Source organism: Streptomyces colwelliae (genome assembly GCF_048158785.1).
Taxonomy (GTDB): domain Bacteria; phylum Actinomycetota; class Actinomycetes; order Streptomycetales; family Streptomycetaceae; genus Streptomyces.
Window position 1 is genome coordinate 1 of record NZ_JBLTJC010000154.1, and the last position, 23414, is coordinate 23414.

Here is a 23414-nt window from a genome sequence, read left to right on the forward strand (position 1 = left end):
GGCGTCGGCTGGGCGCGGCGGAACCGGCGCGCGGCGCCGGAGTCGTCGCCGTGGACGAACAGCCCATCCCGAGGTGGCCGCGAGCGCCACCGCCTGTACCGGCCAGTCCTCGTCCGGCGCCTCCGACGACGCCTCGAAGGACGTCACCATCAACTTCTGGCACGCCTGGAGCGCGGCCGCCGCGTGCGACGGCGCAGCACGGTTGAACAGGTTCATGTGTCACGTAGTTACTGCACGCCTGATATCGCCGCAAGCCTTCATCGGAAACCGACAGCAGCGCGAATCGGCACTGACACGGTTAAATACCGCCACCTCGCAGGCCGTTACACATTTCCCACACATACTCGTCACCTGAAAAACGGCGAACGTCAATTCAGCGCACGGTTCAGCGCACCGGGAACCCGAACGAATAACCCTGCTGCTTCAGCCACGGCAGGATCTCGCGCAGCGCGGCCACGGTCTCCGAGCGGTCGCCGCCGGCGTCATGGAACAGGACCGTCGGCCCGTTGGACAGTTCGGTCTTGACGGTCGCGACGATGGCGTCCGTGCCCGGGAGTTCGAAGTCCTTGGAGTCGACGTTCCAGCCCAGCGGACGCATCCCCTGCGAGGCGGCGAGATGCCGGCTGTACGGCGTGAAGGCGCCGCCCGGCGCACGGTAGTACTGCGGCCGGACACCGCCGGACGCCTTGGTGATCATGGCAGCGGCGTTCAGGATCTCCCGCGACTGGTAGGACTCGGACTTCTTGTCCATCGTGGTGTCGTGCGAGACCGTGTGGTCGCACAGCCGGTGCCCGGCCGCCACGACCGCCTTGACCAGGTCGGGGTGTGCCTCGGCCTGCGTGCCCACCATGCAGAAGGTGGCCTTCACGCCGTACTCCCGCAGGACTTGGAGCACTTCCGGCGTCCAGGTCGGGTCCGGTCCGTCGTCGATGGTGATGTTGACGCCGTGGGCGCCCTTGTCGGAGGCGTGCACGATCTCCTCCGACACGGTCGCCAGGGCGGGGGCCGAACTGGAGGCGGAGGGACGCGCGTTGCCCCCGGCGCCCTGCGCGCCGCCGACACCGGCCTGCGCGGTCCATACCGAGGTGGCAGCCGCTACCGCGGTCACCCCGACCGCCGCCGCGAGTACCCGCCCGTACCAACCGCGCCCACCGTGCCGTGCCATGTCAGCCCTGCCCTTGTCCTGGTTGATCGACTCCGTGCACTCGTCAGGACGGCGTAAAGGCGGGAAAGGATCCGCCTGTTACTGATCACGGACAATTTCGCGGGAGTTCCGAGACGCAGGCTCAACGAGCGGGCGCCCAGGAGGTTTCGCCACCGCGGGGCGAGGGGCCGTGCGTCAGCTGATGCGCGGGTCGACGTGGATCTTCGGTCCGGGGCCGGCGCCGGTCGGGCGGTCGCCGGCGAGGACGGGTCCGACCTGGTCAAGGCCGATGGTCGCGGCGACGAGAGGTCTCGGGTCGACGGATCCGTCGGCGTAGGCGCGGATGGTGTCGGCGAGGCCGGGGGAGGCGGACAGTACGCCCACCGCGGTCACGTCCTTGAGCGCGAGCCTGCGGGTGTCGATCCCGCTGGGCTCACCGGCCAGTCCCACGTACACGACACGTCCGGCCGGTTCGACCAACTCCAGTGCCAGGCCCGGCAGATGGGCGGCGTTCGAGGCATCGACGACCGCGTCGAACGGCAGGTCCGGCACGGAGTCCTCCGTCCACACGCACGTGAAGCCCAACTCGCGTGCGAAGACGAGGGAGTTGTCGGCGAGGCCCATCAGGTGCACCTCCGTACCGGCGGCCCGGAGGAACATCGCGACCAACAGGCCTATGGTTCCGGGGCCCAGGACCAGAGCCCGGTCACCGGGCCGTGGGGCCGCGGCCCGCGCCGCCCGCAGGGCGTTGCCGCCCGGCTCCACCAGCGCGCCCAGCACGGCGTCCACGGAGTCGGGCAGAACGTGCAACGAGGTGACCGGTACCGCGAGTTGCTCCGCGAGGGCGCCGGGCCGCTCCCCGCGGATGCCGACCTCCTGCCGCTTCTCGCACACGTGCTGATGACCCCGTCGGCAGCGGCGGCAGACACCGCAGCCGAGCATGGTGTCGCCCATGACCCGCCGGCCCACCCACACCGGGTCGACCCCGGCACCGACCGCCGCGACACGGCCGGCCCACTCGTGACCGAGCCGCATCGGGTAGCTGGAGTGGCCTTGGTGGAGATACGCCATCGCGCCGGTGAAGAACTCCATGTCGGTGCCGCACACCCCGACCCGGTCGACGTCGATGACGGCCTCGCCGGGCGCCGCCACCGGTGCCGGAACCTCGTGAACCGTGTACTTCCCGGGGGCCGTCAGGACGAACGCCCGCATGAGGCGGGTGGTCATCGGGGCGGCTCGCCCAGCGGCCCGAGCACGGCACGGATCTCGTCGAGCGCGTCGAGCAGGGTGGGCAGGGGTGTCCGGTAGGCCAGCGCGCTGACGCTCACGGCGCCGGAGGGCGCCGTCGGCGAGGTCGCGTACACGGGCAGCGCGAGGCAGTTCACCCCGGCCTCGTTCTCCTGGTCGTCGACGGCGTAGCCCCGCGCACGGCAGGCCCGCAGGTCGCGGTACAGGTCGGCGGCGGTGCACAGGGCCCGCGGTGTACGGCGTTCCAGGGGCGTGTCGCCGATCCACTCCCTGACGTCCCCGGCCGTGTCCAACTGGTGGGCGAGGAGCAGCTTTCCGACAGCGGTGGCATGCGCGGGATTGCGGCCGCCCACCGTCGAGGTCAGCCGGACGGCGCCGGACGGCGGATCCACCTTGGCGCGGTAGACCACCTCGCGGCCGTCCAGGATCGCGTAGTGCGCGGTCTCACCGAACCGTGCGGCCAGTGCTCCGAGCAGCGGACGGAGACGGACCGGCTCAGGACGGGCCTCGTGATGGGCGAAGGCCATCCGGACGAACTCGTCGCCGAGCAGGTAGTGGCCGCGGGTGTCCTGGTCGGCCAGACCCGCCCGGCGCAGCGCGCCCAGCGCCCGGTGCACGGTCGGTTTGGGGCTGCCGACCGTCCGGGTCAGCTCCTCCAGGCCCACGCCGTCGGGATGCCGGGCGAGTTCCCTGAGGACGGCGAGGACCCGGTCCGATCCCACAAGTCGGCTGCTGCCAGGGCCTGTTGGGCTGTCCTCGCCGGGGACTGCCGCCCCGTCGTGTGTCTGCGTATGCTCCATGGCGTTCCAAAAAATAGACCTTCGTGTCGATTATTGGAAGGAGCTCGACGATGAGACTCCGCAGTGCCCAGTGGTACGAGGGTCAGGACCGCAACGCCTACATCCACCGGGCGTGGATGCGGCGCGGCGCACCGGAGGACGCCTTCACCGGCCGCCCGCAGATCGCCATCGCCAACACCGCCTCGGACCTGACCCCCTGCAACGCGCACCTGAACGAGGTGGCGGCCTCCGTGCGCAACGGCGTCTACGAGGCGGGCGGCATCCCGCTCGACCTGCCGGTGGTGTCGCTGGGGGAGACCCAGGTGCGGCCCACGGCGATGCTCTGGCGGAACATGGCGGCGATGGCCACCGAGGAGATGCTGCGGGCCAACCCCCTTGACGGCGTTGTCCTGTTGGGCGGCTGCGACAAGACGATCCCCTCGCTGCTCATGGCCGCCGCGTCGGTGGACCTGCCGTCCGTCGTGGTGCCCGGCGGCCCCATGCTGACGGGGACCTTCCGCGGTACACCGCTGGGGTGTGGCACCGACGTGTGGCGGCTGTCGGAGGAGGTCAGGGCCGGCACGCTCTCGCAGGAGCAGTTCACCCGGTCCGAGTCCTCGATGATCCGCAGCCGCGGCCACTGCAACACGATGGGCACCGCGTCGACGATGGCCTTGGTGGCGGAGGCCCTGGGCACGGTCGTTCCCGGGGTCGCGGGCACCCCTGCCCCGGACAGCCGACTGCTGGCCGCCGCCCACGACACCGGCCGGCTGGCGGTCGACATGGTGTCCGCCGACCGGCGCCCCAGCACCTTCCTGACCAAGGCGTCCTTCCACAACGCGATCGTGGCCCTGGCCGCCGTCGGCGGGTCGACCAACGCGGTCGTCCACCTGCTGGCGATCGCCGGCCGTCTCGGTGTCGACCTGTCGCTCGACGACTTCGACCGCATCGGCTCGCGCGTGCCCGTCCTCGTGGACCTCCTGCCGGCCGGCCGCTTCCTCATGGACGACCTCCACCGCGCCGGAGGCCTGCTCGCCGTGTTGCGCGAGGTCCGCGACCTGCTCGACCCCGACGCGCTGACCGTCACCGGGAAACCACTGGTCGACCACCTCGAAGACGCCGCGATCTGGGACCCCGAGGTGATCCGCACCCGCGCCGAACCACTCGTCGCCGAGGGCGGCATCGCCGTACTGCGCGGCAACCTCGCACCGGACGGGGCGCTCATCAAACCCGCGGCGGCCTCGGCCCACCTGCTGCGCCACCGGGGCCGGGCCGTCGTGTTCGACAGCATCGAGGACTTCCACGCCCGCGTCGACGACCCGGACCTCGACGTCGACGCCGACTCGGTCCTCGTCCTGCGCGGCTGCGGCCCCAAGGGCTATCCCGGCATGCCGGAGGTGTCGAACATGCCCCTGCCGAGGAAACTCCTCGAACAGGGCGTCCGCGACATGGTCCGCGTCTGCGACGGCCGGATGAGCGGCACGGCGTACGGCACGGTCGTCCTGCACGTGGCACCGGAGGCCGCGGCCGGCGGCCCGCTCGCCCTCGTGCGCACCGGGGACTTCATCGTCCTGGATGTCGAAGCCCGCCGTATCGACGTCGACGTACCGGACGACGAACTGGCCCGCAGGAAGCCCGACTTGGCCACCGTCACGGGCTTCGCCACCCCCAAGCGCGGCTGGGAACGGCTCTACGTGGACCACGTCCTACAGGCCGACACCGGCGCCGATCTGGACTTCCTCGTCGGCTCCAGCGGCTCGGAAGTGAGCCGCGAATCGCACTGATCGCCAGCTTCTCCCCGATGAGTTTCGGCCGGGACCGCAGTCTGATCCGGTGAGCGTCGCGTACACGCATCGCACGGCGCCGCCCGGAACGACACACCATGGAGGACCCCATGACGACCGCACCCGGAAACGCGAACAGCGATCTCCCCGGCAAGCCGCCCGTCGTAGACCAGGCCACCTGGGAGGCGGCGCGCGAGGAGCTGCTGGTCCGGGAGAAGGCGCACACCCGTGAGGGCGACGCGATCGCCGCGGCCCGGCGGCGGCTGCCGATGGTCGAGCTCGACGGGAAGGTCGAGGTCGTCGGAGCGGACGGACCGGTCCCGTTCCTCGACCTGTTCCAGGGGCGCGACGAACTTGTGGTGTACCAGCACATGTGGCACGACCACGCACCCCACCAGGGACAGTGTGAGGGCTGCACCACCACCGCCTGGCACATGAAGGACGCCGTCTACCTCAACGCCCGGGGCGTCTCGTACGCCGTCCTGACCACGGGCGCGTGGGACGAGGTGGCTCCCTACGTCGAGTTCATGGGCTACACCGAGCCCTGGTACTCGGTGCGGGGCCTGGACGCGCCGATCGGCGGCGGGATGGGACACATCCTCGCCTTCCTGCGCGACGGCGACCGCGTGTTCCTCACCTACTCCACGACGGGCCGCGGCAACGAGCCCGTCAACGGCTCCTTCGCCCTGCTCGACATGACGCCCTACGGCCGCGGCGAGGCGTGGCAGGACAACCCCGCGGGGTATCCGCCCGGCCGCGACGCCTGCTGGTACTGGCGCTCGGACGCCGACGGGAACGCCACCTGGGGCGGGACCAGCCGGCCCGTACCGCAGTGGACCCGCCCCGGTGCGACCCCCGTGGAGACCCTCGGCCGCCACGGTGACTGCCACTGACGCGCCCACGCCTCCCCTTGACGCCCGTCACCACCCCACCTAGCCTCGACTGAACACGTCTAGACAGGTAGGTCGACGATGGCGGACTCCCAGACTTCCCAGTCCCGACAGCTCCAGGTCGAGACGCACGGCCTCGATGTGATCGGCGACGCCGAACGCAAAGGCACCCCACGCACTCTGTTCTGGCCGTGGTTCGGGGCCAACGTCTCGATTCTCGGCCTGAGTTACGGCGCCTTCGCGCTCGGCTTCGGAATCTCCTTCTGGCAGGCGCTCGTCGCCGGTGTCATCGGGATCGTCTTCTCCTTCCTGCTCTGCGGCTTCATCGCGGTCGCCGGCAAACGCGGCTCCGCGCCGACGATGGTCCTCAGCCGCGCCGCCTACGGCGTGCGCGGCAACCGGCTGCCGTCGGTGATCTCCTGGGTCCTCACGGTCGGCTGGGAGACCGTCCTCACCGCCCTCGCGACGATGGCCACCGCGACCGTCTTCAGCAGACTCGGCTGGGGCGGCGGCACCGAGACCAAGGTGGTCGCGCTGATCCTGGTCGGCGCACTCACCGTCATCGGCGGAGTCATGGGCTTCGACCTGATCATGCGGCTCCAGACCGTGATCACCGTGGTCACCGGCGTCCTCACGATCGTCTACATCGCGCTCGTCGCCGACCACATCCACTGGAGCACGGTCAGCGCCGTACCGGCGGGCTCCGCCCAGGAGTTCATCGGCGCGCTGGTGTTCATGATGACCGGCTTCGGACTCGGCTGGGTCAACGCGGCCGCCGACTACTCCCGTTATCTGCCCCGGAGTTCGTCCGGCAGAGGCGTGATCGGCTGGACCACCTTCGGCGCCTCCGTCGCCCCGCTGCTCCTGCTGGTCTTCGGCCTGCTGCTCGCCGGTTCCTCCAGCACGCTGAACAAGGCGGTCGCCGCCGACCCGATCGGCGCGCTGACGACGATCCTGCCCACCTGGTTCCTGGTCCCGTTCGCCGTGGTCGCCGTCCTCGGCCTGGTCGGCGGCGCGGTCCTCGACATCTACTCCTCCGGCCTGGCCCTGCTGTCGGCCGGCCTCCGGGTACCCCGCTACCTCGCCGCGCTCGTCGACGGCGTCCTGATGATCGCGGGCTCGGTCTACATCGTGTTCTTCGCCGACGACTTCCTCGGCCAGTTCATGGGCTTCCTCACCACCCTCGGCGTCCCGATCGCCGCCTGGTGCGGCATCATGCTCGCCGACCTCGCCCTGCGCCGCCGCGACTACGACGACGGCGACCTCTTCCGTCCGAACGGCCGCTACGGCGACGTGGCACTCACACCCCTCCTCCTCACCCTCGCCGCCACCGCGATCGGCTGGGGCCTGGTCACCAACACGGCGGCCAGCTGGCTGACTTGGCAGGGCTATCTGCTCGACCCGTTCGGCCTCGGCGGCAAGTCCGGCTCCTGGGCCTACGCCAACCTCGGCGTCCTGGCCGCCCTCGCCCTCGGCTTCCTCGGCACGCTCGCCCTGGGCCGCGCCCGGGTCCAGCGACAGGAAGCCGAGGCCGCGAGCCCGGAGGCGGTGCCCGCCGTATGACCACCGCACCCGGCCACCTCGCCGTCATCGACATGCAGCGCGTCTTCGCCGAACCCGACAGCCCCTGGGCCACCCCCCGCTTCGACGAGGCGGCGGCAGGCGTACGACGACTGCTGCCGGCCTTCGGTGAACGCGTCACCTTCACCCGCTTCGTGGCGCCGGAGAAACCCACCGGCGCCTGGCGCGCCTACTACGACCAGTGGCCCTTCGCGCTCCAGCCACCGGACGCCCCGCTCTGGGAGTTGACCGACGAATTCGCCGCCCAGGCACGGCACTTGGTGGACGCGCCCACCTTCGGCAAGTGGACCCCGGAACTCGCCGAACGCGTCGGCCCCGCCGGCCGTCTCGTCCTGGTCGGCGTCAGCACCGACTGCTGTGTCCTGTCCACGGCACTCGCCGCCGCCGACGCCGGAGCCGAGGTACTGGTCGTCGCCGACGCCTGCGCCGGAGTGGACGACGACTCCCACGCGAAGGCCCTGCACGTCATGGACCTCTACCGGCCCCTGATCCGGGTGGTCACCGTCGCCGAGGCGGTCGGGGAGACGTCATGACCGGCGTCCGCCTCAAACACCAGCGCATCACCGATGTCCTCGCCAAGGAGATCCGCAGCGGCCACCGCCCCGCCGGCGAGCAACTCCCCGGCGAACACGCCCTGGCCCAGCGCTTCGGCGTCAGCCGTACGACCGTCCGAGCGGCCCTCGCCGAACTCAGCGAGGCCGGACTGATCGCCACCCGCACCGGCAAGGGCTCCTACGTCCTCTTCGACGGCCGCCCCCTCGACGACCACCTCGGCTGGGCCCACGCACTGGCCACCCAGGGCATCGACACCCGGGTCCGGACCCTCACCGTGGACGCCCGGCGTGACGAGCGGCTTGCCCGACAACTCTCCCTGAACACCGCCGAGTTCGTGTGCGTGGAGCGGATACGGGAACTGGCCGCGGACGCGGTCGTCGTGTCGTACGAACGCAGCTTTCTGCCGCCCGTGCCCGGGGTGCGCGAGCTGCCCTCCCGCGGGCTCGGGCAGGAGTCGCTGACCGAGGTGATGCTGCGGGCCGGACTGCGGCCCGACCACGGTGAGCAGCGGGTGAGCGGACGGCGGATCGACGGGCGGGAGGCGGAGCTGCTGCGCCGCGAACCGGGTGACTGGTTCCTCGACACGCGGCGCACCAGCCGGGCCGCCGACGGCTCCTTCGTCGAACATGTCGTGAGCCTCCTCGACCCCGACCACTTCCAACTGACCCTCGAATTCGGCTGACCCACGCCCCCGAAGCCGACCCCTGCCCCGGAAAGTACCCATGACCCTCCAGAGCCGCGCCACCGGAGCCCTCTACGGGCTCGCCCTCGGAGACGCCCTCGGCATGCCCACCCAGATGCTGTCGCGCCCACAGATCACCGCACGCTACGGCCCGTTCCTCACCGGCTTCGAACCAGCCGACCCCGACCATCCCCTCGCCGCCGGGATGCCGGCCGGAGCCGTCACCGACGACACCGAACAGGCCCTGCTCCTCGCCCAGTTGCTCCTCGACGGCAAGGGCCGAGTCGACCCGGCGGAACTCGCCCGGCGCCTGGTCGCCTGGGAGGACGACATGCGGGCCCGCGGCTCACTCGACCTCCTCGGACCGTCCACCAAACGCGCGGTGGAACTCGTCCTCGCGGGTACCCCGGTCGACGAGGTCGGGCGCTACGGCACCACCAATGGCGCGGCGATGCGGATCGCCCCCGTGGGCATCGCGGTGTCGGTCGCCGCCCCGGCGGAGTTGGTGGACCGGGTGGTCGAGGCCAGCAGCCTCACCCACAACACCGGGGTCGCGCTCGCCGGAGCCGCAGCGGTGGCCGCCGCCGTGAGCGCGGGAGTTGACGGGGCGTCGGTTCCGGAGGCGGTCGAAGTGGCCGTGTCGGCGGCCCGGTTGGCGGCGGGACGTGGGTATTGGGTGGCCGCCGCCGACGTCGCCGAACGGATCGTATGGGCGACGGAGCTGGTGCGAGGCCTGACCGAGGCCCAACTCTGCGAGCGTGTCTACGCGTTGGTCGGGACGAGTCTCGCCACGCAGGAGTCCGTGCCCGCCGCCTTCGCCGTACTCGCCGCCTTCCCCGACGACCCCTGGCGGGCCGCGTTGCTCGCCGCGTCCGTCGGCGGGGACTGCGACACCATCGCCGCGATCGCGGGTGCCGTCGGCGGCGCCTGCCACGGAGTGGACGCCTTCCCGGCCGACGCGCGGGAAACGCTCGTACGCGTCAACCCGAAGCTCCAACTGGACGCGACGGCCGCCGCGTTGCTCGAACTCCGGGTCCGGCCGTGAGTGGCAGGCTGTGGCACCTCGGCAATGTCGTCGTCGACCTGGTCCTCGATGTCCCCGCACTTCCTGAGCGTGGCGGTGATGTCCTCGCCACCCGCACCGAACGCACCCCGGGTGGCGGCTTCAACGTCATGGCCGCCGCCGCCCGCCAGGGACTTCCGGTGACCTACGCCGGAGCGCACGGCACCGGACCTTTCGGTGACCGGGCCCGCGCCGTGCTGCACGCCGAGGGCATCGACGTCCTGCTCGCGCCGCGCACTTCGGAGGACACCGGCTTCGTGGTCTGCCTGGTGGACGCGGAAGGCGAGCGCACCTTTGTCACCAGCCCCGGCGCCGAAGCCACACTGACCAGCGGCGACCTTGCCGAACTCCGGCTCAAGGCAGGCGACTTGGTGTACGTCACCGGATACAGCCTGCTCTACGACAGCAACCGGGCGGCCCTGCTCGACCTCCTGCCCCGACTCGACCCGGCCGTTACGCTGGTCGCCGACCCGGGGCCGCTGGTCGGTGAAATCCCGGACCTCTACCTGGAGTTGCTGCTCGCCCGCTCGGACTGGTGGAGCTGCAACGCCCGGGAGGCCGCGCTGCTCACGGGTGTCGACGATCCGGCCGAAGCCGCCCGCGTCCTCCAATCCCGGCTGGGGCGCGGCTCGGTGCTCGTCCGGACCGGCCCCGACGGCTGTCTTCTGCACCACGGCGGACGCCTTGTCACCGTCCCCGGGTTCGCCGTGGACGCCGTCGACCTCAACGGCGCGGGCGACGCGCACACCGGCGTGTTCATGGCCGTCCTGGCCCAGGGCCTCGACCCGGTGGCCGCCGCTCACCGGGCCAACGCGGGCGCTGCCCTGGCCGTCACCGCGTCGGGCCCGGCTACGGCGCCGGACGCGGCACGGCTGGACGCGTTCCTCCTGAACTAGCCCTGGGGTGCGGTCAGTTGCCGTCCCGGCGGGAGACCTCGACGTTCTCCAGGATGCCGATCGCGTCCGGCACCAGGACCGCCGCCGAGAAGTAGGTGCTCACCAGGTAGGAGATGATCGCCTGTTCGTTGATGCCCATGAACCGTACGTTGAGGCCCGGTTCGAGCTCGTCCGGGATGCCCGTCTGGTACAGGCCGATCACGCCCTGGTCGTCCTCGCCGGTGCGCATCGCGATGATCGACGACGTACGGGACGCGCTCACCGGGATCTTGCCGCACGGCAGCAGCGGGACCCCGCGCCAGGCGGGCAGATGGTGGCCGCCGACGTCGATGCCGCTGAAGTAGACGCCCCGCTTGTTGCACTCGCGGCCGAACGCGGCGATGGCCCGCGGATGGGCGAACAGATAGCGGGTGTCGCGCCGCATGCTGAGGAGTTCGTCCAGGTCGTCGGGGGTCGGCGGTCCGGAGTGGGTGGAGATCCGCTGGTCGTAGTCGGCGTTGTGCAGCAGGCCGAAGTCCCGGTTGTTGACCAGCTCGTTCTCTTGCCGCTCACGCAACGCCTCGATGGTGAGCCGGAGTTGCTGCTGGGTCTGGTTCATCGGCTGGTTGTAGAGGTCGGTGACGCGGCTGTGCACCTTCAACACGGTCTGGGCGACGCTGAGTTCGTACTCGCGCGGGGCGAGGTCGTAGTCCACGAACGTGCCCGGCAGGTCGGGCTCGCCGACGTGTCCGGCGCTGAGGTTGATCGCCGCCTCGCCGAACGGGTTGACGGGGCCGTGCTCGTCCGAGCCGACCGACTCGACGTGCGCGCTCAGCTCCGGGTGCCGCTCCGCGACGGCCTGGTACGCCGAGTGCGGCAGCGCCAGCACTGTGGTGGCCGTCGCCGCGCGGGCCGTGAACTCCCAGCTGCCGTCGGGGTCGGCGAGCACCTGGCCGCCGAAGGTGTCGCCGTCGGCCAGCAGACCGGTGACCGCCTCGTCGCCGTAGGGGCCCTCGCCGAGCTGTTCCACCTTGCCGTGTGCGATCAGGAACACGTGGTCGGCGGGGCGACCCGTCTCCACGATCAACTGGCCCGGTGCGAACTCCCGTTGCTCGAACCGCTCGGCCAGTGCGCCGAGCGCGTCGTCGTCCGTGAAGCCGCGCAGCAGCGGGAGTTCGCTCAACTCGGCCGGGACGACCCGCACTTGTGCGCCGGTCTGGACGAACGTCACCCGTCCGTCGCCCCGCGTGTACGACAGCCGGCGGTTGACGCGGTAGGTGCCGCCGGGCACGTTCACCCAGGGCAGCATGCGGGTCAGCCAGCGTGAACTGATGCCCTGCATCTGGGGTTCGGACTTGGTCGTGGTCGCCAGAGTGCGTGCCGCGGTGGTACCGAGGCTCTGCTGTTCCCGCTCCTCGGCGCCCGCCTCGGGCGCGGTACCGGTGTCGACCGACATGGTGCCTTCTCTCCTGTCGCACGGGTGACGGGACGACTGCCGTCCGTCACGTTCCGTGCGTAGAGCTACCCGTTGCCGGTCACGACGAGTGATGACTTCGGACGGCGGTCGAGGCACATGCCAAACGCACGTGCTCCCGCACCACCCCCGGATCACTCGGCCTCACCCGTTCGGCGGTATCCGGTCCGGGGTGCCTCACAGGGTCTTGCCGGGGTTGAGGATGCCCCTGGGGTCGAACGCCTCCTTCAGCCGGCGCTGCAACGCGTGGGCGGTGGGCCCGAGTTCGTCCGCCACCCACTGCCGCTTCAGCACCCCCACACCGTGCTCGCCGGTCAGTGTCCCGCCGAGCCGCAGCGCCAGCGCGAAGATCTCGCCGGCCGCCTCCCAGGCCGCGTCCGGCAGCCGGTCCAGGGCCGGATCGACCACGATGATCGGATGGAGGTTGCCGTCCGCGGCATGCGCGAGCGTGTAGACCGGCACGTCGTGGCGGGCGGAGATGGCGCGGATCTCGCGGACGGCTTCCGCGAGCCGGGACCGGGGCACGGCGATGTCCTCGATCAACGGCCGTCCCAGCCGCTCCAGCGCCGGCAGGGCGAGCCGGCGGGCCGCCAGCAGGGCCTCCGCCTCGACCGGGTCCGCAGTGGTCTCCACGCTCGTGGCCGTCGGCGCCAGCACCCGCGCGACCTGCTCCGCCTCGATGGCCGCCCCCGCCCCGTCGCACTGCACCAGCAGCAGCGCTGCCCCGCGCTCGCCGAGCGCCGGGTCGACGGCACTCAGTACCGGCCCGTCGAGCAGCTCCGCGAGCGCCGGCACGACCCCGGCCCGCCCGATCGCGTACGACGCCTCGGCCGCCTCCTCGAACGAGTCGAAGTAGGCGGCCAGCGTCGCGGTCGCCACCGGCACCGGACGCAGCCGCAGCGTCGCCGAGGTGATGACGGCGAGGGTGCCCTCGGAGCCGGTCAGCAGCGCGGTGAGGTCGTAACCGGTGACTCCCTTGACGGTACGGCGGCCGGTCGTGACCACCGTCCCGTCGGCGAGGACGGCCTCCAGACCGAGCACGCTGTCCCGCGTCACCCCGTACTTCGCGCACCGCAGCCCGCCCGCGTTGGTCGCGATGTTCCCGCCGATCGTCGAGATCGCCGCACTCGCCGGATCGGGCGCGTACCGCAGCCCGTGCTCACCCGCCGCACGGTCCAACTCGGCGGTGATCACGCCCGGTTCGACCACCGCGAGTTGATCGTCGGCCGACAGTTCGAGGATGCGGTTCATCCCGGACAGGTCGAGGACGAGCACGCCCTCACCGGCCGACGCCCCGCCCGACAGCCCGGTGCCCGCACCGCGCGGCACCACCGGCACGCGCAGCGCGTTCGCGTGCCGGAGCGTGACGGTCACGTCCTCGGTGCGCCGCGCGTGCACCACGGCGAGCGGGACACCGTCCGGCCGGGTGCCCGAACGGTCCGTGGTGTGCGCGGCCAACGTGCGCGGGTCCGTGGCCAGTTGGTCGGGCGGCAGATCCCGGGCGAGCAGACCGAGCAGCCGGGCGGCGGCGGTGGGGGTGGTCGGGGGAGCTGTGGTCACCGGTTCCGTACCTTCACTGTGCGTGCCGACATGGGGTCCGTCATCAGGCGAGTTACGGGTTCAACGCCTTCGTTCCGATCGCGAGCAGCGAGATGTCCTCCTGGGGTGCGTGCACGGGTGCGCACTGGATGTCCCGGAAGTGCCGCTCCAGCGGATTGCCCCGCGCGAGCCCGGGATTGCCGAGCAGCCGTACGGCGAGCTCCACCGCCCGCACGCCGTGCCGGTCGGCCAACACCCTTGCCCCCAGGGCCTGTTCGGGGGTGTAGGAGGAGTCGCCGGAGTCCACCCGGGCGGCCCCGTCGAACACCAGCTGCTCGGCGGCGGCCAGCAGCACCTCGATCTCCCCGGCGGCCCTGCGGAAGCGTTCCGTACGGGCCACCGGATGACCGAGGTTGGCGGGCACCCGCGCGTGGGCGAACGTGTGGAAGAAGGACTGCGCGGCCCGCGCCACCCCCAAGTAGAGGGCTGCGAGGGGGAGATGGAGCGCGGCGCCCGCCCGGTTGTCCTGCTCGGCGGACGCGCCGTACGGGCCGATGCCGATGACGTGCTCGTACGGGATCTCCACGTCCCGGAACGTCACGTCGTGGCTGCCGCTGGCCCGCAGCCCCAACTGGTCCCAGCGGCCGGTGATCTCGATGCCGGGGGAGCCGCCCGGTACGAGGAAGGTGCCGACGCGCGGCTCCGGTTCGTCGGTGGTGGCCCACACCAGGAACCAGTCCAGGCCCTCCGCGCCGGTCACGAAGCGTTTGGTGCCGCTCAGCGACCAGCCGTCCGGGGTGCGCCGGGCGAGCGTCGACGGGAGGCCGCCGCGCGCGGGGGAGCCCAACTCCGGCTCCACGCGCGCGTGGTTGACGAGCACCGGCCGTTCGAAGGACTCCTTGACGATCCGCGCGTACAGCTCCTCGGGCCAGTGCGGCTGTACGGCCTGCCGCGCGTGCATGTTGAGGGTCATCGCCGCGATCAGGGCCACCGACGGGTCGCCTTGCCCGATCCGGTGAAGGATGCGCGCGCTCTCCTCGACCCGGGCGCCCCGGCCGCCGTACTGCTCACCGATGGTCGCGGTGAGGAGTCCGGCCTCGTGGGCGATGCGGAGGGAGTCGGCGGGGAAGGCGCCCGACTGGTCGTAGCCGGCGGCCAGTTCGGCGATGCGGGCGGTCACAGGGCCTTCTTCAGGTCGGAGTTGAGGGCGGTGGTCCAGAAGGACTTCACGTCCAGGTGCTTCTTGAGCGCGCCGAGTTCGGTGAAGGCGTCGGCCACCTTCTGCTGGGAGGCGATCGTGTCGGCGCCGACGGTCCTGGCCTGTGTCGGACGCTGCTTCTGCGCGGCGACCAGGTCGGACTTGGCCTGCGCCACGGGCTGGTGGGTGACGTCGGCGGTGACCTTCGCGAAGCCGTCCTCGTGGCCGTCGCGGACGTAGGCGTACGCCTTGCTGATCCGGGCGATCAGGTCGGCCGCGGCGGCCCGCTGGGCGGGGCTCTTGAGGACGCTGTCGCGGGCGGACCAGAGGAAGTTGCCGGAGAGGATGTCCGCGCCGGAGCCGACCGTCGTCGCGCCCTGCTGGTGGGCGGTGATGATCGACGTGCCGTAGGAGGCGAAGGCGTCGATGGAGCCGCCGTTCAGGGCCGCGAGACCGTCGTTGGGGAGCAGCGGCTTGGCGTCGATGTCCGACCACGTCAACCCGGCCCGCTTCAGCAGCTCGTAGAGGAAGTAGTGGGCGGTGGTGTTCTGGACGTAGCCGACCTTCTTGCCCTTCAGGCCGGCGATGTCGGTCACCTCGGAGCCCTTGGGGACGACGACTTCCTGGTTGAGGGTGGTGCCGCGCTGGACGGCCACGACCTTGAAGTTGGGGTTGCCGTCGGCCGCCGAGAAGAGGGGCGGGATCTCGCTGGAGGAGGCGAGGTCGAGCGCTCCGGCGCGGATCGCCTGGAGCTGCTGGTCGCCGCCCTGGAACAGACTCCACTTCACCTTGTACGGGGTGTCGTCGAGGTGGGCGTACTTGAGGACGGCCTCGCCGACCTTCCAGCCGGTGTCGCCGACCTTGAGGGTCACGGAGGAGACGTCGGACGAGGAGTCGGCGCTCGCGTCGCCTCCGCAGGCGGCGGCGAACGGGAGCAGCAGGGCGAGGGCGGCGGCGGACGCGCGCAGGGAATGGCGGAACAACACGGGGTCTCCATAAGGGAGTTCGCAATCAGGGAAGGGGACGGGTCAGGCGGCTTGGGAGGTCGTCGCGCGGTGGGCGAGTTCCTGGCGGACCAGCGGCAGGACGTGCCGGGCGTAGTCGATCGCGTCGTTGAGCGGGTCGTAGCCGCGGATCGACAGCAGGTCGCAGCCGATGTCGACGTAGTCGAGCAGCGCCTGGGCGACGGTCTCGGGCGTGCCCACAAGGGCAGTTGACGCGCCGGCGGCATTCGTGGCGACGGCGGGCGCGGTCCACAGGCAGCGGTCCTGGACCTCGCCGCGCTCGGCGATGTCGAGCAGGCGCTGCGAGCCGACGTTCGCCGGTCGGCCGGTGGTGCGGTAGTGGCGGAGCAACTCGGTGTTCTTCGCCTGGTCCTTGAGGACGCCGAGGGTGCGGTGGGCCTTCTCCCAGGCGAGTTCCTCGGTGGGCGCGATGATCGGGCGGAACGACACCCAGATACGGGGATGCGGGCGCCCGGCCGCGTCCGCGACCGCGTTGACGGCGGCGATCTGCTCGGCCGTCTCCTTGAGCGGCTCGCCCCACAGGCCGAAGATGTCGCCCTGCTGGCCGCCCACCCGGTACGCGTCCTGGGAGGAGCCGCCGACGGAGATCGGGACCAGCCCGTTCACCGGCTTCACGTCGGAGTAATAGCCCTCGAAGGTGAAGTACTTGCCCTCGTGCGAGACGGGCCCCTCGGCTTCCCACACCTTGCGCAGGATCTGGATGTACTCGTCCGAACGCTCGTACCGCTCGGCCTTGTTGAGGTAGTCGCCTTCCCGGCGCTGCTCCTCGTCACTGCCGCCGGAGATGATGTGCAGCGTCAGCCGGCCGTTGCTGATCCGGTCCAGCGTCGCCAGGGCGCGGGCCGCGTGGGTCGGGAAGATGACGCCGGGCCGGTGCGCGAGGATCGGGCGGACGCGCTCGGTGTGGGTGGCGACGAACTGGGCGACCTGGAAGGCGTCGGGCGAGGCCGAGTGGTAGGCGACCAGGGTGTGGTCGAAGCCGCCGTCGTCCAACGCGCGGGCGTACTTGCGCAGATGGTCGACGTCGAAGCCGGTACGGCTCGCGGCGGCGGGACCCGAGGCCCCGGAGTCGGTGTGGACGGCGCTGATGAACTCGACAGGCATGAGCGAACTCCTAATACGGGAAGGTCACTTGAGTAGGGCGGCGGTGTCCGTGGTCACTTGAGCAGGGAGGTGTCCGCGGACTTGGCCACGTCCACGTTCGGGTCGAGGACCCCGATGCTGTTCATGAGGTCGGCCACCTGCTGGACGGTCGTGTCGACGTCCGAGGTGATCGGCAGCACCTGGCTGTACGCGGCCGAGGCAAGGGTCTTGGCGACCGAGGCGTCCGCGCCGTTGCGCTGCTCGATGGCCTTCGCGTACGCGTCCTGGTGGGTGCTGGTCCACTTCAGTGCCGTGCTCAGACGCTGGAGGAAGTCCGAAAGGGCGGTTTTCTTCGCCGAGTCGGCGAGGGCCTTCTCGGAGGCGTTGATGAACCCGTAGCCGCTGACCCGGCCGTCCGCGCCGTCGACGAGGAGCTTGCCGCCCTGCTCCAGACCGACGGCCTGGTAGACGCCGAACGTCGCCCAGATCTTGACCTTCCCGGAGGCGAAGGCCGCCTGCGCGTCGGTCGGCAGCAGGTACTGCACCTTGACGTCCTTGTAGCTGAGCCCGTTCTGCTTCAGCACGTTGGCCAGCAGATACTCCGAGATGCTGCCCTTCGCCGAGGACACCACGACCTTCTGGCCCTTGAGGTCCTTCACGCTGTCGATGCCGGAGTCCTTGCGGACGACGATCCCGACGTGCGTGCCGTCGTTCTTGAGGGCGGCGACGTTCTTGATCTTGACGCCACCGCTGAGCGCCTGGAGCGCGGGCAGGTCGGCCGAGTACCCGGTGTCGGCGGCGTCCGCCTGCACGGCCTGGTAGAGCGGGGCCGCACCCTGGAACTCGGCCCACTTCACCTTGTACTTGGCGCCCTTGAGCGCGTCCGACGCGGCGATGATCGTCTGGAGCGTCTTGGCCTGGTCGCCGATGGTGAGGGTGACCTGCCCGCCGGCGGAGGTGTCCGCCGAGGAGTCGGCGCCGCAGGCGCTCAGCGCCAGCAGGGCGGTCATGCTCAGGGTGGCGGCGGCGATTCTGCGGATCACGAGGGGGTTCCTTCCAAAGTGCGGGTCACGCCGAGCCAGTTCAGGAGGCGGGCGCGCAGGGTCACGAACTCGGGGGTGGTCAGGTCGCGGGGGCGGGGCAGGTCGACGGTCACCTCGTGGGCGATACGGCCCTCGTCCATCACCAGGACCCGGTCGGCGAGCAGCAGCGCCTCCTCCACGTCGTGGGTGACCAGGAGGATCGCGCACCCGTGCAGCTGCCACAGCTCGGCGACGAGCGCCTGCACCTTGCCCCGGGTCAGCGCGTCGAGGGCGCCGAACGGTTCGTCCAGCAAAAGGAGTTCGGGCTCCCGGACCAGGGCACGGGCGAGCGAGACGCGCTGGGCCTGACCGCCGGACAGCGTCTTGGGCCAGACGGTCGCGCGCTCCGCGATGCCGACCTCGTCGAGCGCCTTGAGCGCGAGCGCCCGGTCCGGACGTCCGGGCAGCCCGAGCACGACATTGCGCCACACCTTCAACCAGGGGAGCAGCCGCGGCGATTGGAAGGCCGCGCTGCGTCGCGCGGGCACGGTCACCTCGCCGCCGATCTCGTCGTCGAGCCCGGCGAGGATCCGCAGCAGCGTCGACTTGCCGCAGCCGCTGTGCCCGAGCAGGGCCACGAACTCACCCTCACGGATGTCCAGATCGAGGTCGTGCAGGACGGTGTTGCCGTCGAAGGCCCGCGAAAGCCCCCGTATCTCAACGGAGTTGGCCATGTCTACGCCTCACCCTCGAAGTTGGCCCGCCAGGTCAGCAGCCGGCGCGACAGGATCCGTACGGCGAAGTCGCAGGCGAGACCGAGCAGCGCGTACACGACGAGGCACAGCACGATGACGTCCGTACGGAAGTACTGCTGGGCGTTGCTCATCAGATAGCCGAGCCCCGCGTCCGCGTTCACCTGCTCGGCGAAGACCAGCGCCAGCCACGCGGTGGACAGCGCGTACCGCAGGCCCACGAGTGCCCCGGGCAGCGCGCTCGGCAGGATCACGTACTTGATCAGCCCGAACCGGCCGAGCCCCATCATCCGTGCCGCTTCGACGAGTTGGGAGTCGGTGGAGCGGATGCCGCCGTAGATGTTGAAGTACAGCGGATACGTCACGCCGAGCGCCACGAGCGCGATCTTCGGGGTCTCCTCGATGCCGAACCAGACGATGAACAGCGGGATCAGACCCACCCAGGGGATCGCCCGGAACATGCCCATCGAGGAGTCGATGACGTCCTCGCCGAGCCGGAACAGCCCCGCAATCAGCGACAACGTCAGCGCGACGGTCGCGCCGATGAGGAACCCGATGGCGGCACGGCGGCCCGACGCGGCGATGGCGTGGGGGAGTTCGCCGTTCTTCGTCAGGTCCACGGCCTGGCGCAGGACGTCGACGGGGGAGGCCAGCACGGACTCGGGGAGCACCCCGGTGGCGGAGGTCAGGAACCAGAGCAGCACGAGGCCGACCGGCCCGGCGGCACGGCGCACCGAACGGGGCACGGTGAAACGGCGGTCGACCTTCGCCGTGCCGCGGATGGTGACCCGGGTGGAGGGTGCGGGCGCGACTTCCTTCTGCTGTGGCAGCACCGTCGCGTCCAGTGGTTTCGTCGTCATGGCCGGTCTCCCGTCGCCGCCGGACGCGCGGGATCGGCGGACCACGCGGACCAGGAACCGGGGAAGAGCGTCGCCTGGAACCCGGCGATCTCCAGCGCCGCGATCTGATGGGCGGCGGTGACCCCGGACCCGCAGTACACGCCGATGCGCGCCGCGTCCCCGGCCCCCCGCTCCTCGAACCGCTTGCGCAGCAGCTCGGGCGCCAGGAACGTCCCGTCCGCCGCCAGGTTCTCCCCGGTCGGCGCGGACACGGCTCCCGGGATGTGTCCGGCACGCGGATCCACCGGCTCGATCTCACCCCGATAACGCTCACCGGCACGCGCGTCCAACAGCAGCCCGGACACGGCGAGTTCGGCGGCCCCGTCGGCATCGGTGACCGGCAGCGCACCAGCGCGGAGCACGACCTCACCCGGCGCCGGATCGGCGGGAATCCCGGACTCCAGCGGCAGCCCCGCGGCCCGCCAGGCGCCCAACGCCCCGTCCAGCAGGGTCACTTCGGTGACGCCCGCGTACCGCAGCAGCCACCAGGCGCGGGCGGCGGCCGTGTTGCCCAGGTCGTCGTAGACGACGACGGGTCGGCCGTCGCCGATGCCCCAACGGCGGGCGGATTCCTGGAGTTCGGTGAGGTCGGGGAGCGGGTGCCGACCGCCCTCCGGGCTCGCCGGTGCGGCCAACTCCGTGTCCAGGTCGACGTAGACCGCGCCGGGGATGTGGCCGTCCGCGTAGTGGTCGCGGCCGTGGGGATCGCCGAGGGCCCAGCGGACGTCGAGCAGCACGGGCGGCCGTTCGGAGCCGAGGAGTTCGGCCAGCTCGGGGACCGTGGTCGTCACGCGGCTGCTCATGTCAACTCCTCGACGATCAGGGGCAGTTCGCGGACTTCGGAGGTCGCCGATGCCGTTGGGGCCAGCCGGAGCCGTTCGAGGAACAGGACGACCGTGGCGGCGGCGGTACGGTGCAGGGCGTCGTTGAGGACGTCGTGTCGGCCGCCGTGGAAGACGACCGTGTGGACGCCCGGGTGACCGTCGTAGACGCTCAGCGCCCGGTCCAGCGGGCTCACCGTGTCGTCTTTGCCGTGCAGGGCCAGGACCGGGACGCGCACCAGGTCGAGGCGCGGTTCGGGCAGGTCGGGGGTGTCGCCGATGGCGCCGCGCCGGAAGTCGGGGTCGTTGGTGAGCCGCCCCTGATGGGTCGGGCAGGCGGTGCGGGCCGCGGCCTCCTCCTCCCAACTGCCCGCTGTCCAGGCGCCGGTGGGCAGCCCGGCCAGGATCAGCGCGTCGACGCCCGCGGTCTGCTCGGCGGCGAGCTGAAGGGCGTAGCGCGCGCCCGTGTCGGAACCGACCAGCACCTTCGGGCCGGGCAGCGACTCGTCGGCGAGCAGCTTGGCGGCCTGCTCCAGTACGGCGGGGTCGGCGGTCGGGTCGCCGAGGGCGCGGACGCGGTAGGCGTCGAAGCCGAGCCGGCGGCCGAACCGCTCGTAGACACCGCCGTGTTCGCCCCGCCCGGCCAGCACGATCAACGTGCCGCGCGCGGCGAGGCCTTCGGGTTCGTCCCAGGACGAGACGGAGGAAGAGGGCATGGGGTGACAACTCCCAACAAGGGGAAAGTCCCAACAAGGGGAAAGGGGAGGGGAATCGGAGCAAGGGGGAGGAGGAGAGCAGGCCGGAGCCGCCGTCACGTGTCAGTGCGCAGGGCGGACGTGATCAGCGAGAACTCGGGAAGGGTGCCGCGGAGAGGCGGTGGGTCAACGACAGCGCGCGCTGCACGCCACGCCGAAGTCGATGACTCGGCGCTGCGTCAGAAGGGCAGCGAAAGCGGTCGTGTGCAGCATGCGCCCATCATGACCGGCCGCGACCGATCGCGTCCAACGATGATTCCGCATCGAAATCGATCAGTTATCGCGATCGATGCCTGGAACGGCTACCGTCACCGGCATGCCCCAACCTGTCCTCGACATCGTGGCCCTGCGCAGCCTGACCGCGATAGCCGACTGCGGCGGCTTCCATCGCGCGGCCCGGGCCCTCGCCCTGAGCCAGTCCGCGGTCAGCCAGCATGTGCGCAGGCTGGAGAAGACGCTGGGCCGGCCGATCGTCGAGCGGGAGGGGCGGGGCACCCGGTTCACGCCGGAAGGGCGGCTGCTCCTGGAGCAGGCCCGCCGCATCCTCGCCGTGCACGACGAGGCCGTACGCACGCTGCTGGACGTGGACGGCGACACCGTCACGATCGGCTCCACCGAACACGCGGCCGACCAGTTCCTGCCGCGGCTGACGGCGGCCGTCCAGGAGGTGCGGCCCGGCTGCCGGGTCCGCTTCCGCATCGACCGCTCGGCCCGCCTCGTCGAGGCCGTGGAGCGCGGCAGCGTCGACGTCGCGGTGTACGTCACCGAGGCCGCCGCCACCGAGGGCACACCGGTCGGCGGACTCCCGCTCACCTGGCACGCCACGCCCGGCTGGCGGCCACCGGCCTCGCCCGCACCCGTCCCGCTGGTCGCCATCGAGGACCCGTGCGCGATCCGCCGCCGCGCGATCTCGACCCTCGCCGCGCACGGCGTACCGGCGGCGGTCGTCGGCGACGCGGGGTATCTCGCCGGGGTCCTCGACATCGCCCGCACGGGGCAGGGCGTCGCGCTGCTCGCGGCGGTCGGTTCGGCTCCGGACGGGCTGACCCCGTACGACGGCCTGCCCTCGGTCACGCCGATCCCCATGAGCGCGCTGGCCCGTCCGGGCGCCGATCCGGCAACGGTGGAGGCGGCGTTCGCGGCGGTACGGGATCTGTTGCGCTGAGCCGCCGGACCGGCCCTAACCCTGGGTTTCGTCCAACATCCGCACCAGGACGCCCCGTTGGAGGGGGAGCACCTCCGCGTGCAGGTCGCGTCCCTTGCGCGTCAGGGCCACCCACACCCCGCGTCGGTCCTCGACGCACATGGAGCGTTCCACGAGGCCGTCCTTCTCCAGCCGTCCGATGAGACGGGAGAGAGCGCTCTGGCTGAGGTGGACCCGTCCGACCAGGTTCTGCACCCGGCACTGGTCGCCCTCCTCGGGCGCCTCGGACGTGAGCATGTCGAGCACCTCGAAGTCGCTCGCGCCCAGGCCGTGCGGGTGCAGTACGCGGTCGATCTCGCACATCGTGCGCGCGTGCACGGACAGGATGTCCCGCCACTGTTCCTCTAGCTGCCGGGCACCGGCCGACTTCACTGCCATACCTGCACGGTAACACCGATCCGGCCATTTATTGAGCGCGCAACTAGTGCACGTGCAAGTAGCTGGGGTGTCGCGGCGCAGGTGGCGGGCGCCCGGCCGTCGGTGTGCGTCAGGCGGCCGGATTCTGGGTGAGCCCGACGAAGTTGCCGTCCGCGTCCTTGACGAACGCGATGAGCTTGCCGCCGCCGACGTCCTGGACGTCCTGGACCAGCTCGGCCCCCGCCTCCACCATGGCCGCGAGCCGCGTCCGGATGTCGTCCACGGTCCAGTACGGCACCGGCCCGGTCATGCCCTTGGCGTGCCCGTTCGGGTCGAGACCGACGTCCTGCCCGGCGGCCTTGTAGCCGACGTAGTACGGCTCGTCCGCGTACGGCTCGACCCCCAGCAGGGCGCCGAACAGGGCCTTCGCGCCGTCCAGGTCCTTGACGGGGTAGATGATCGTGTTCAGTCCGTCGGTCATGACGAGCTCCTCCGTGAAGCGTGGTCCGACGGTTTTCGCCGGTGAATTCAGGCTAGGGCGGGGGAGGCGTGGGGGCTTCTTCAATCCTGACCGGATGGCGCCCGTCGTGCGCCGTGATGGTTCCGGACGTACAGGGTGGCGTCGTTCCTCTCCGGTCACTCCGCGCCCCCGCCGACCCCACTGATCAAGAAAACGGTAAGAAC

The 23414-nt window shown here is 71.2% G+C and carries 24 protein-coding genes; 8 read left to right on the forward strand and 16 right to left on the reverse strand.

Annotated features, from left to right (window positions below; all coding sequences use genetic code 11):
* The 4 genes from ACNFOC_RS28415 to ACNFOC_RS28430 form a co-directional block, all read right to left on the reverse strand.
* A partial coding sequence (locus ACNFOC_RS28415) for a hypothetical protein (RefSeq protein ID WP_416961953.1) occupies positions 1-216 on the reverse strand: 216 nt, incomplete at its 3' end.
* A 169-nt stretch (positions 217-385) separates the two neighbouring features.
* Positions 386-1165, reverse strand: coding sequence for a polysaccharide deacetylase family protein (locus ACNFOC_RS28420; protein WP_416961931.1), 780 nt, complete (start codon positions 1163-1165; stop codon positions 386-388).
* Between the two features lie 174 nt (positions 1166-1339).
* Entirely contained in the window at positions 1340-2371 is a 1032-nt protein-coding gene (locus ACNFOC_RS28425; protein ID WP_416961932.1) for a zinc-dependent alcohol dehydrogenase, read from the reverse strand.
* Positions 2368-3192: an IclR family transcriptional regulator gene (locus ACNFOC_RS28430; RefSeq protein ID WP_416961933.1), complete on the reverse strand. Its 825-nt coding sequence runs from the start codon at positions 3190-3192 to the stop codon at positions 2368-2370. Before ACNFOC_RS28430 ends, ACNFOC_RS28425 begins: the two co-directional genes overlap by 4 nt.
* Before the next feature lie 50 nt (positions 3193-3242).
* Here ACNFOC_RS28430 and ACNFOC_RS28435 point away from each other — a divergent pair, with 50 nt between their 5' ends.
* From ACNFOC_RS28435 to ACNFOC_RS28465, 7 genes are all read left to right on the forward strand, one after another.
* The gene (locus ACNFOC_RS28435) at positions 3243-4955 is read left to right on the forward strand and encodes an IlvD/Edd family dehydratase (protein ID WP_416961934.1); all 1713 of its coding nucleotides are present in this window, start codon (positions 3243-3245) and stop codon (positions 4953-4955) included.
* A gap of 110 nt (positions 4956-5065) precedes the next feature.
* Positions 5066-5848 (forward strand): DUF899 domain-containing protein, encoded by a 783-nt coding sequence (locus tag ACNFOC_RS28440; RefSeq protein WP_416961935.1) that lies wholly within the window; start codon positions 5066-5068, stop codon positions 5846-5848.
* Between the two features lie 78 nt (positions 5849-5926).
* Positions 5927-7408: a purine-cytosine permease family protein gene (locus tag ACNFOC_RS28445; RefSeq protein WP_416961936.1), complete on the forward strand. Its 1482-nt coding sequence runs from the start codon at positions 5927-5929 to the stop codon at positions 7406-7408.
* Positions 7405-7959: a cysteine hydrolase family protein gene (locus ACNFOC_RS28450; RefSeq protein WP_416961937.1), complete on the forward strand. Its 555-nt coding sequence runs from the start codon at positions 7405-7407 to the stop codon at positions 7957-7959. The genes ACNFOC_RS28445 and ACNFOC_RS28450 overlap by 4 nt, the downstream gene beginning before the upstream one ends.
* Positions 7956-8663: a GntR family transcriptional regulator gene (locus ACNFOC_RS28455; RefSeq protein ID WP_416961938.1), complete on the forward strand. Its 708-nt coding sequence runs from the start codon at positions 7956-7958 to the stop codon at positions 8661-8663. The genes ACNFOC_RS28450 and ACNFOC_RS28455 overlap by 4 nt, the downstream gene beginning before the upstream one ends.
* 40 nt (positions 8664-8703) lie before the next feature.
* Positions 8704-9708 carry an ADP-ribosylglycohydrolase family protein gene (locus ACNFOC_RS28460; protein ID WP_416961939.1) on the forward strand — a complete coding sequence of 335 codons (1005 nt, stop codon included), beginning with the start codon at positions 8704-8706 and terminating at the stop codon, positions 9706-9708.
* On the forward strand, positions 9705-10622 hold the full coding sequence (locus tag ACNFOC_RS28465; RefSeq protein WP_416961940.1) for a PfkB family carbohydrate kinase: 918 nt from the start codon (positions 9705-9707) through the stop codon (positions 10620-10622). Before ACNFOC_RS28460 ends, ACNFOC_RS28465 begins: the two co-directional genes overlap by 4 nt.
* 13 nt (positions 10623-10635) lie before the next feature.
* Here the strand turns inward: ACNFOC_RS28465 and ACNFOC_RS28470 are convergent, their stop codons facing one another.
* The 10 genes from ACNFOC_RS28470 to ACNFOC_RS28515 all read right to left on the reverse strand — a co-directional run bounded on the left by ACNFOC_RS28470 (position 10636) and on the right by ACNFOC_RS28515 (position 21130).
* Complete coding sequence (locus ACNFOC_RS28470; protein WP_416961941.1) at positions 10636-12057, reverse strand: family 2B encapsulin nanocompartment shell protein; 1422 nt, start codon at positions 12055-12057, stop codon at positions 10636-10638.
* Between the two features lie 195 nt (positions 12058-12252).
* Positions 12253-13635, reverse strand: a complete 1383-nt coding sequence (locus ACNFOC_RS28475) for an FAD-binding oxidoreductase (protein WP_416961942.1) — start codon at positions 13633-13635, stop codon at positions 12253-12255.
* Between the two features lie 52 nt (positions 13636-13687).
* On the reverse strand, positions 13688-14794 hold the full coding sequence (locus ACNFOC_RS28480) for an acyl-CoA dehydrogenase family protein (RefSeq protein WP_416961943.1): 1107 nt from the start codon (positions 14792-14794) through the stop codon (positions 13688-13690).
* A complete protein-coding gene (locus tag ACNFOC_RS28485; protein ID WP_416961944.1) occupies positions 14791-15798 on the reverse strand; it encodes an ABC transporter substrate-binding protein in 1008 nt (335 codons plus the stop codon). The genes ACNFOC_RS28480 and ACNFOC_RS28485 overlap by 4 nt, the downstream gene beginning before the upstream one ends.
* 42 nt (positions 15799-15840) lie before the next feature.
* Positions 15841-16941 (reverse strand): LLM class flavin-dependent oxidoreductase, encoded by a 1101-nt coding sequence (locus ACNFOC_RS28490; protein WP_416961945.1) that lies wholly within the window; start codon positions 16939-16941, stop codon positions 15841-15843.
* 53 nt (positions 16942-16994) lie between these two features.
* Positions 16995-17963 (reverse strand): ABC transporter substrate-binding protein, encoded by a 969-nt coding sequence (locus ACNFOC_RS28495; protein ID WP_416961946.1) that lies wholly within the window; start codon positions 17961-17963, stop codon positions 16995-16997.
* A complete protein-coding gene (locus tag ACNFOC_RS28500) occupies positions 17960-18676 on the reverse strand; it encodes an ABC transporter ATP-binding protein (protein WP_416961947.1) in 717 nt (238 codons plus the stop codon). The genes ACNFOC_RS28495 and ACNFOC_RS28500 overlap by 4 nt, the downstream gene beginning before the upstream one ends.
* Positions 18677-18678: 2 nt before the next feature.
* On the reverse strand, positions 18679-19554 hold the full coding sequence (locus ACNFOC_RS28505; protein WP_416961948.1) for an ABC transporter permease: 876 nt from the start codon (positions 19552-19554) through the stop codon (positions 18679-18681).
* Complete coding sequence (locus tag ACNFOC_RS28510; protein WP_416961949.1) at positions 19551-20396, reverse strand: sulfurtransferase; 846 nt, start codon at positions 20394-20396, stop codon at positions 19551-19553. Before ACNFOC_RS28510 ends, ACNFOC_RS28505 begins: the two co-directional genes overlap by 4 nt.
* Positions 20393-21130 (reverse strand): alpha/beta hydrolase, encoded by a 738-nt coding sequence (locus ACNFOC_RS28515; protein WP_416961950.1) that lies wholly within the window; start codon positions 21128-21130, stop codon positions 20393-20395. Before ACNFOC_RS28515 ends, ACNFOC_RS28510 begins: the two co-directional genes overlap by 4 nt.
* Before the next feature lie 355 nt (positions 21131-21485).
* On the opposite strand from ACNFOC_RS28515, the gene ACNFOC_RS28520 reads away from it, so the two are divergent.
* Positions 21486-22334 carry a LysR family transcriptional regulator gene (locus tag ACNFOC_RS28520; RefSeq protein ID WP_416961951.1) on the forward strand — a complete coding sequence of 283 codons (849 nt, stop codon included), beginning with the start codon at positions 21486-21488 and terminating at the stop codon, positions 22332-22334.
* A gap of 15 nt (positions 22335-22349) precedes the next feature.
* Here the strand turns inward: ACNFOC_RS28520 and ACNFOC_RS28525 are convergent, their stop codons facing one another.
* Together ACNFOC_RS28525 and ACNFOC_RS28530 are read right to left on the reverse strand one after the other, a co-directional pair.
* Positions 22350-22751 (reverse strand): MarR family winged helix-turn-helix transcriptional regulator, encoded by a 402-nt coding sequence (locus ACNFOC_RS28525; protein ID WP_416961952.1) that lies wholly within the window; start codon positions 22749-22751, stop codon positions 22350-22352.
* A gap of 109 nt (positions 22752-22860) precedes the next feature.
* Positions 22861-23211, reverse strand: a complete 351-nt coding sequence (locus ACNFOC_RS28530) for a VOC family protein (protein WP_327406061.1) — start codon at positions 23209-23211, stop codon at positions 22861-22863.
* Between the last annotated feature and the right edge of the window lie 203 nt (positions 23212-23414).

Coding starts and splice junctions, on each gene's coding strand:
- ACNFOC_RS28470 (WP_416961941.1), bottom strand. CDS start 12,057: ATGTCGGTCGACACCGGTACCGCGCCCGAGGCGGGCGCCGAGGAGCGG.
- ACNFOC_RS28450 (WP_416961937.1), top strand. CDS start 7,405: ATGACCACCGCACCCGGCCACCTCGCCGTCATCGACATGCAGCGCGTC.
- ACNFOC_RS28500 (WP_416961947.1), bottom strand. CDS start 18,676: ATGGCCAACTCCGTTGAGATACGGGGGCTTTCGCGGGCCTTCGACGGC.
- ACNFOC_RS28510 (WP_416961949.1), bottom strand. CDS start 20,396: ATGAGCAGCCGCGTGACGACCACGGTCCCCGAGCTGGCCGAACTCCTC.
- ACNFOC_RS28425 (WP_416961932.1), bottom strand. CDS start 2,371: ATGACCACCCGCCTCATGCGGGCGTTCGTCCTGACGGCCCCCGGGAAG.
- ACNFOC_RS28430 (WP_416961933.1), bottom strand. CDS start 3,192: ATGGAGCATACGCAGACACACGACGGGGCGGCAGTCCCCGGCGAGGAC.
- ACNFOC_RS28525 (WP_416961952.1), bottom strand. CDS start 22,751: ATGGCAGTGAAGTCGGCCGGTGCCCGGCAGCTAGAGGAACAGTGGCGG.
- ACNFOC_RS28530 (WP_327406061.1), bottom strand. CDS start 23,211: ATGACCGACGGACTGAACACGATCATCTACCCCGTCAAGGACCTGGAC.
- ACNFOC_RS28455 (WP_416961938.1), top strand. CDS start 7,956: ATGACCGGCGTCCGCCTCAAACACCAGCGCATCACCGATGTCCTCGCC.
- ACNFOC_RS28440 (WP_416961935.1), top strand. CDS start 5,066: ATGACGACCGCACCCGGAAACGCGAACAGCGATCTCCCCGGCAAGCCG.
- ACNFOC_RS28460 (WP_416961939.1), top strand. CDS start 8,704: ATGACCCTCCAGAGCCGCGCCACCGGAGCCCTCTACGGGCTCGCCCTC.
- ACNFOC_RS28435 (WP_416961934.1), top strand. CDS start 3,243: ATGAGACTCCGCAGTGCCCAGTGGTACGAGGGTCAGGACCGCAACGCC.
- ACNFOC_RS28515 (WP_416961950.1), bottom strand. CDS start 21,130: ATGCCCTCTTCCTCCGTCTCGTCCTGGGACGAACCCGAAGGCCTCGCC.
- ACNFOC_RS28520 (WP_416961951.1), top strand. CDS start 21,486: ATGCCCCAACCTGTCCTCGACATCGTGGCCCTGCGCAGCCTGACCGCG.
- ACNFOC_RS28490 (WP_416961945.1), bottom strand. CDS start 16,941: ATGCCTGTCGAGTTCATCAGCGCCGTCCACACCGACTCCGGGGCCTCG.
- ACNFOC_RS28420 (WP_416961931.1), bottom strand. CDS start 1,165: ATGGCACGGCACGGTGGGCGCGGTTGGTACGGGCGGGTACTCGCGGCG.
- ACNFOC_RS28445 (WP_416961936.1), top strand. CDS start 5,927: ATGGCGGACTCCCAGACTTCCCAGTCCCGACAGCTCCAGGTCGAGACG.
- ACNFOC_RS28505 (WP_416961948.1), bottom strand. CDS start 19,554: ATGACGACGAAACCACTGGACGCGACGGTGCTGCCACAGCAGAAGGAA.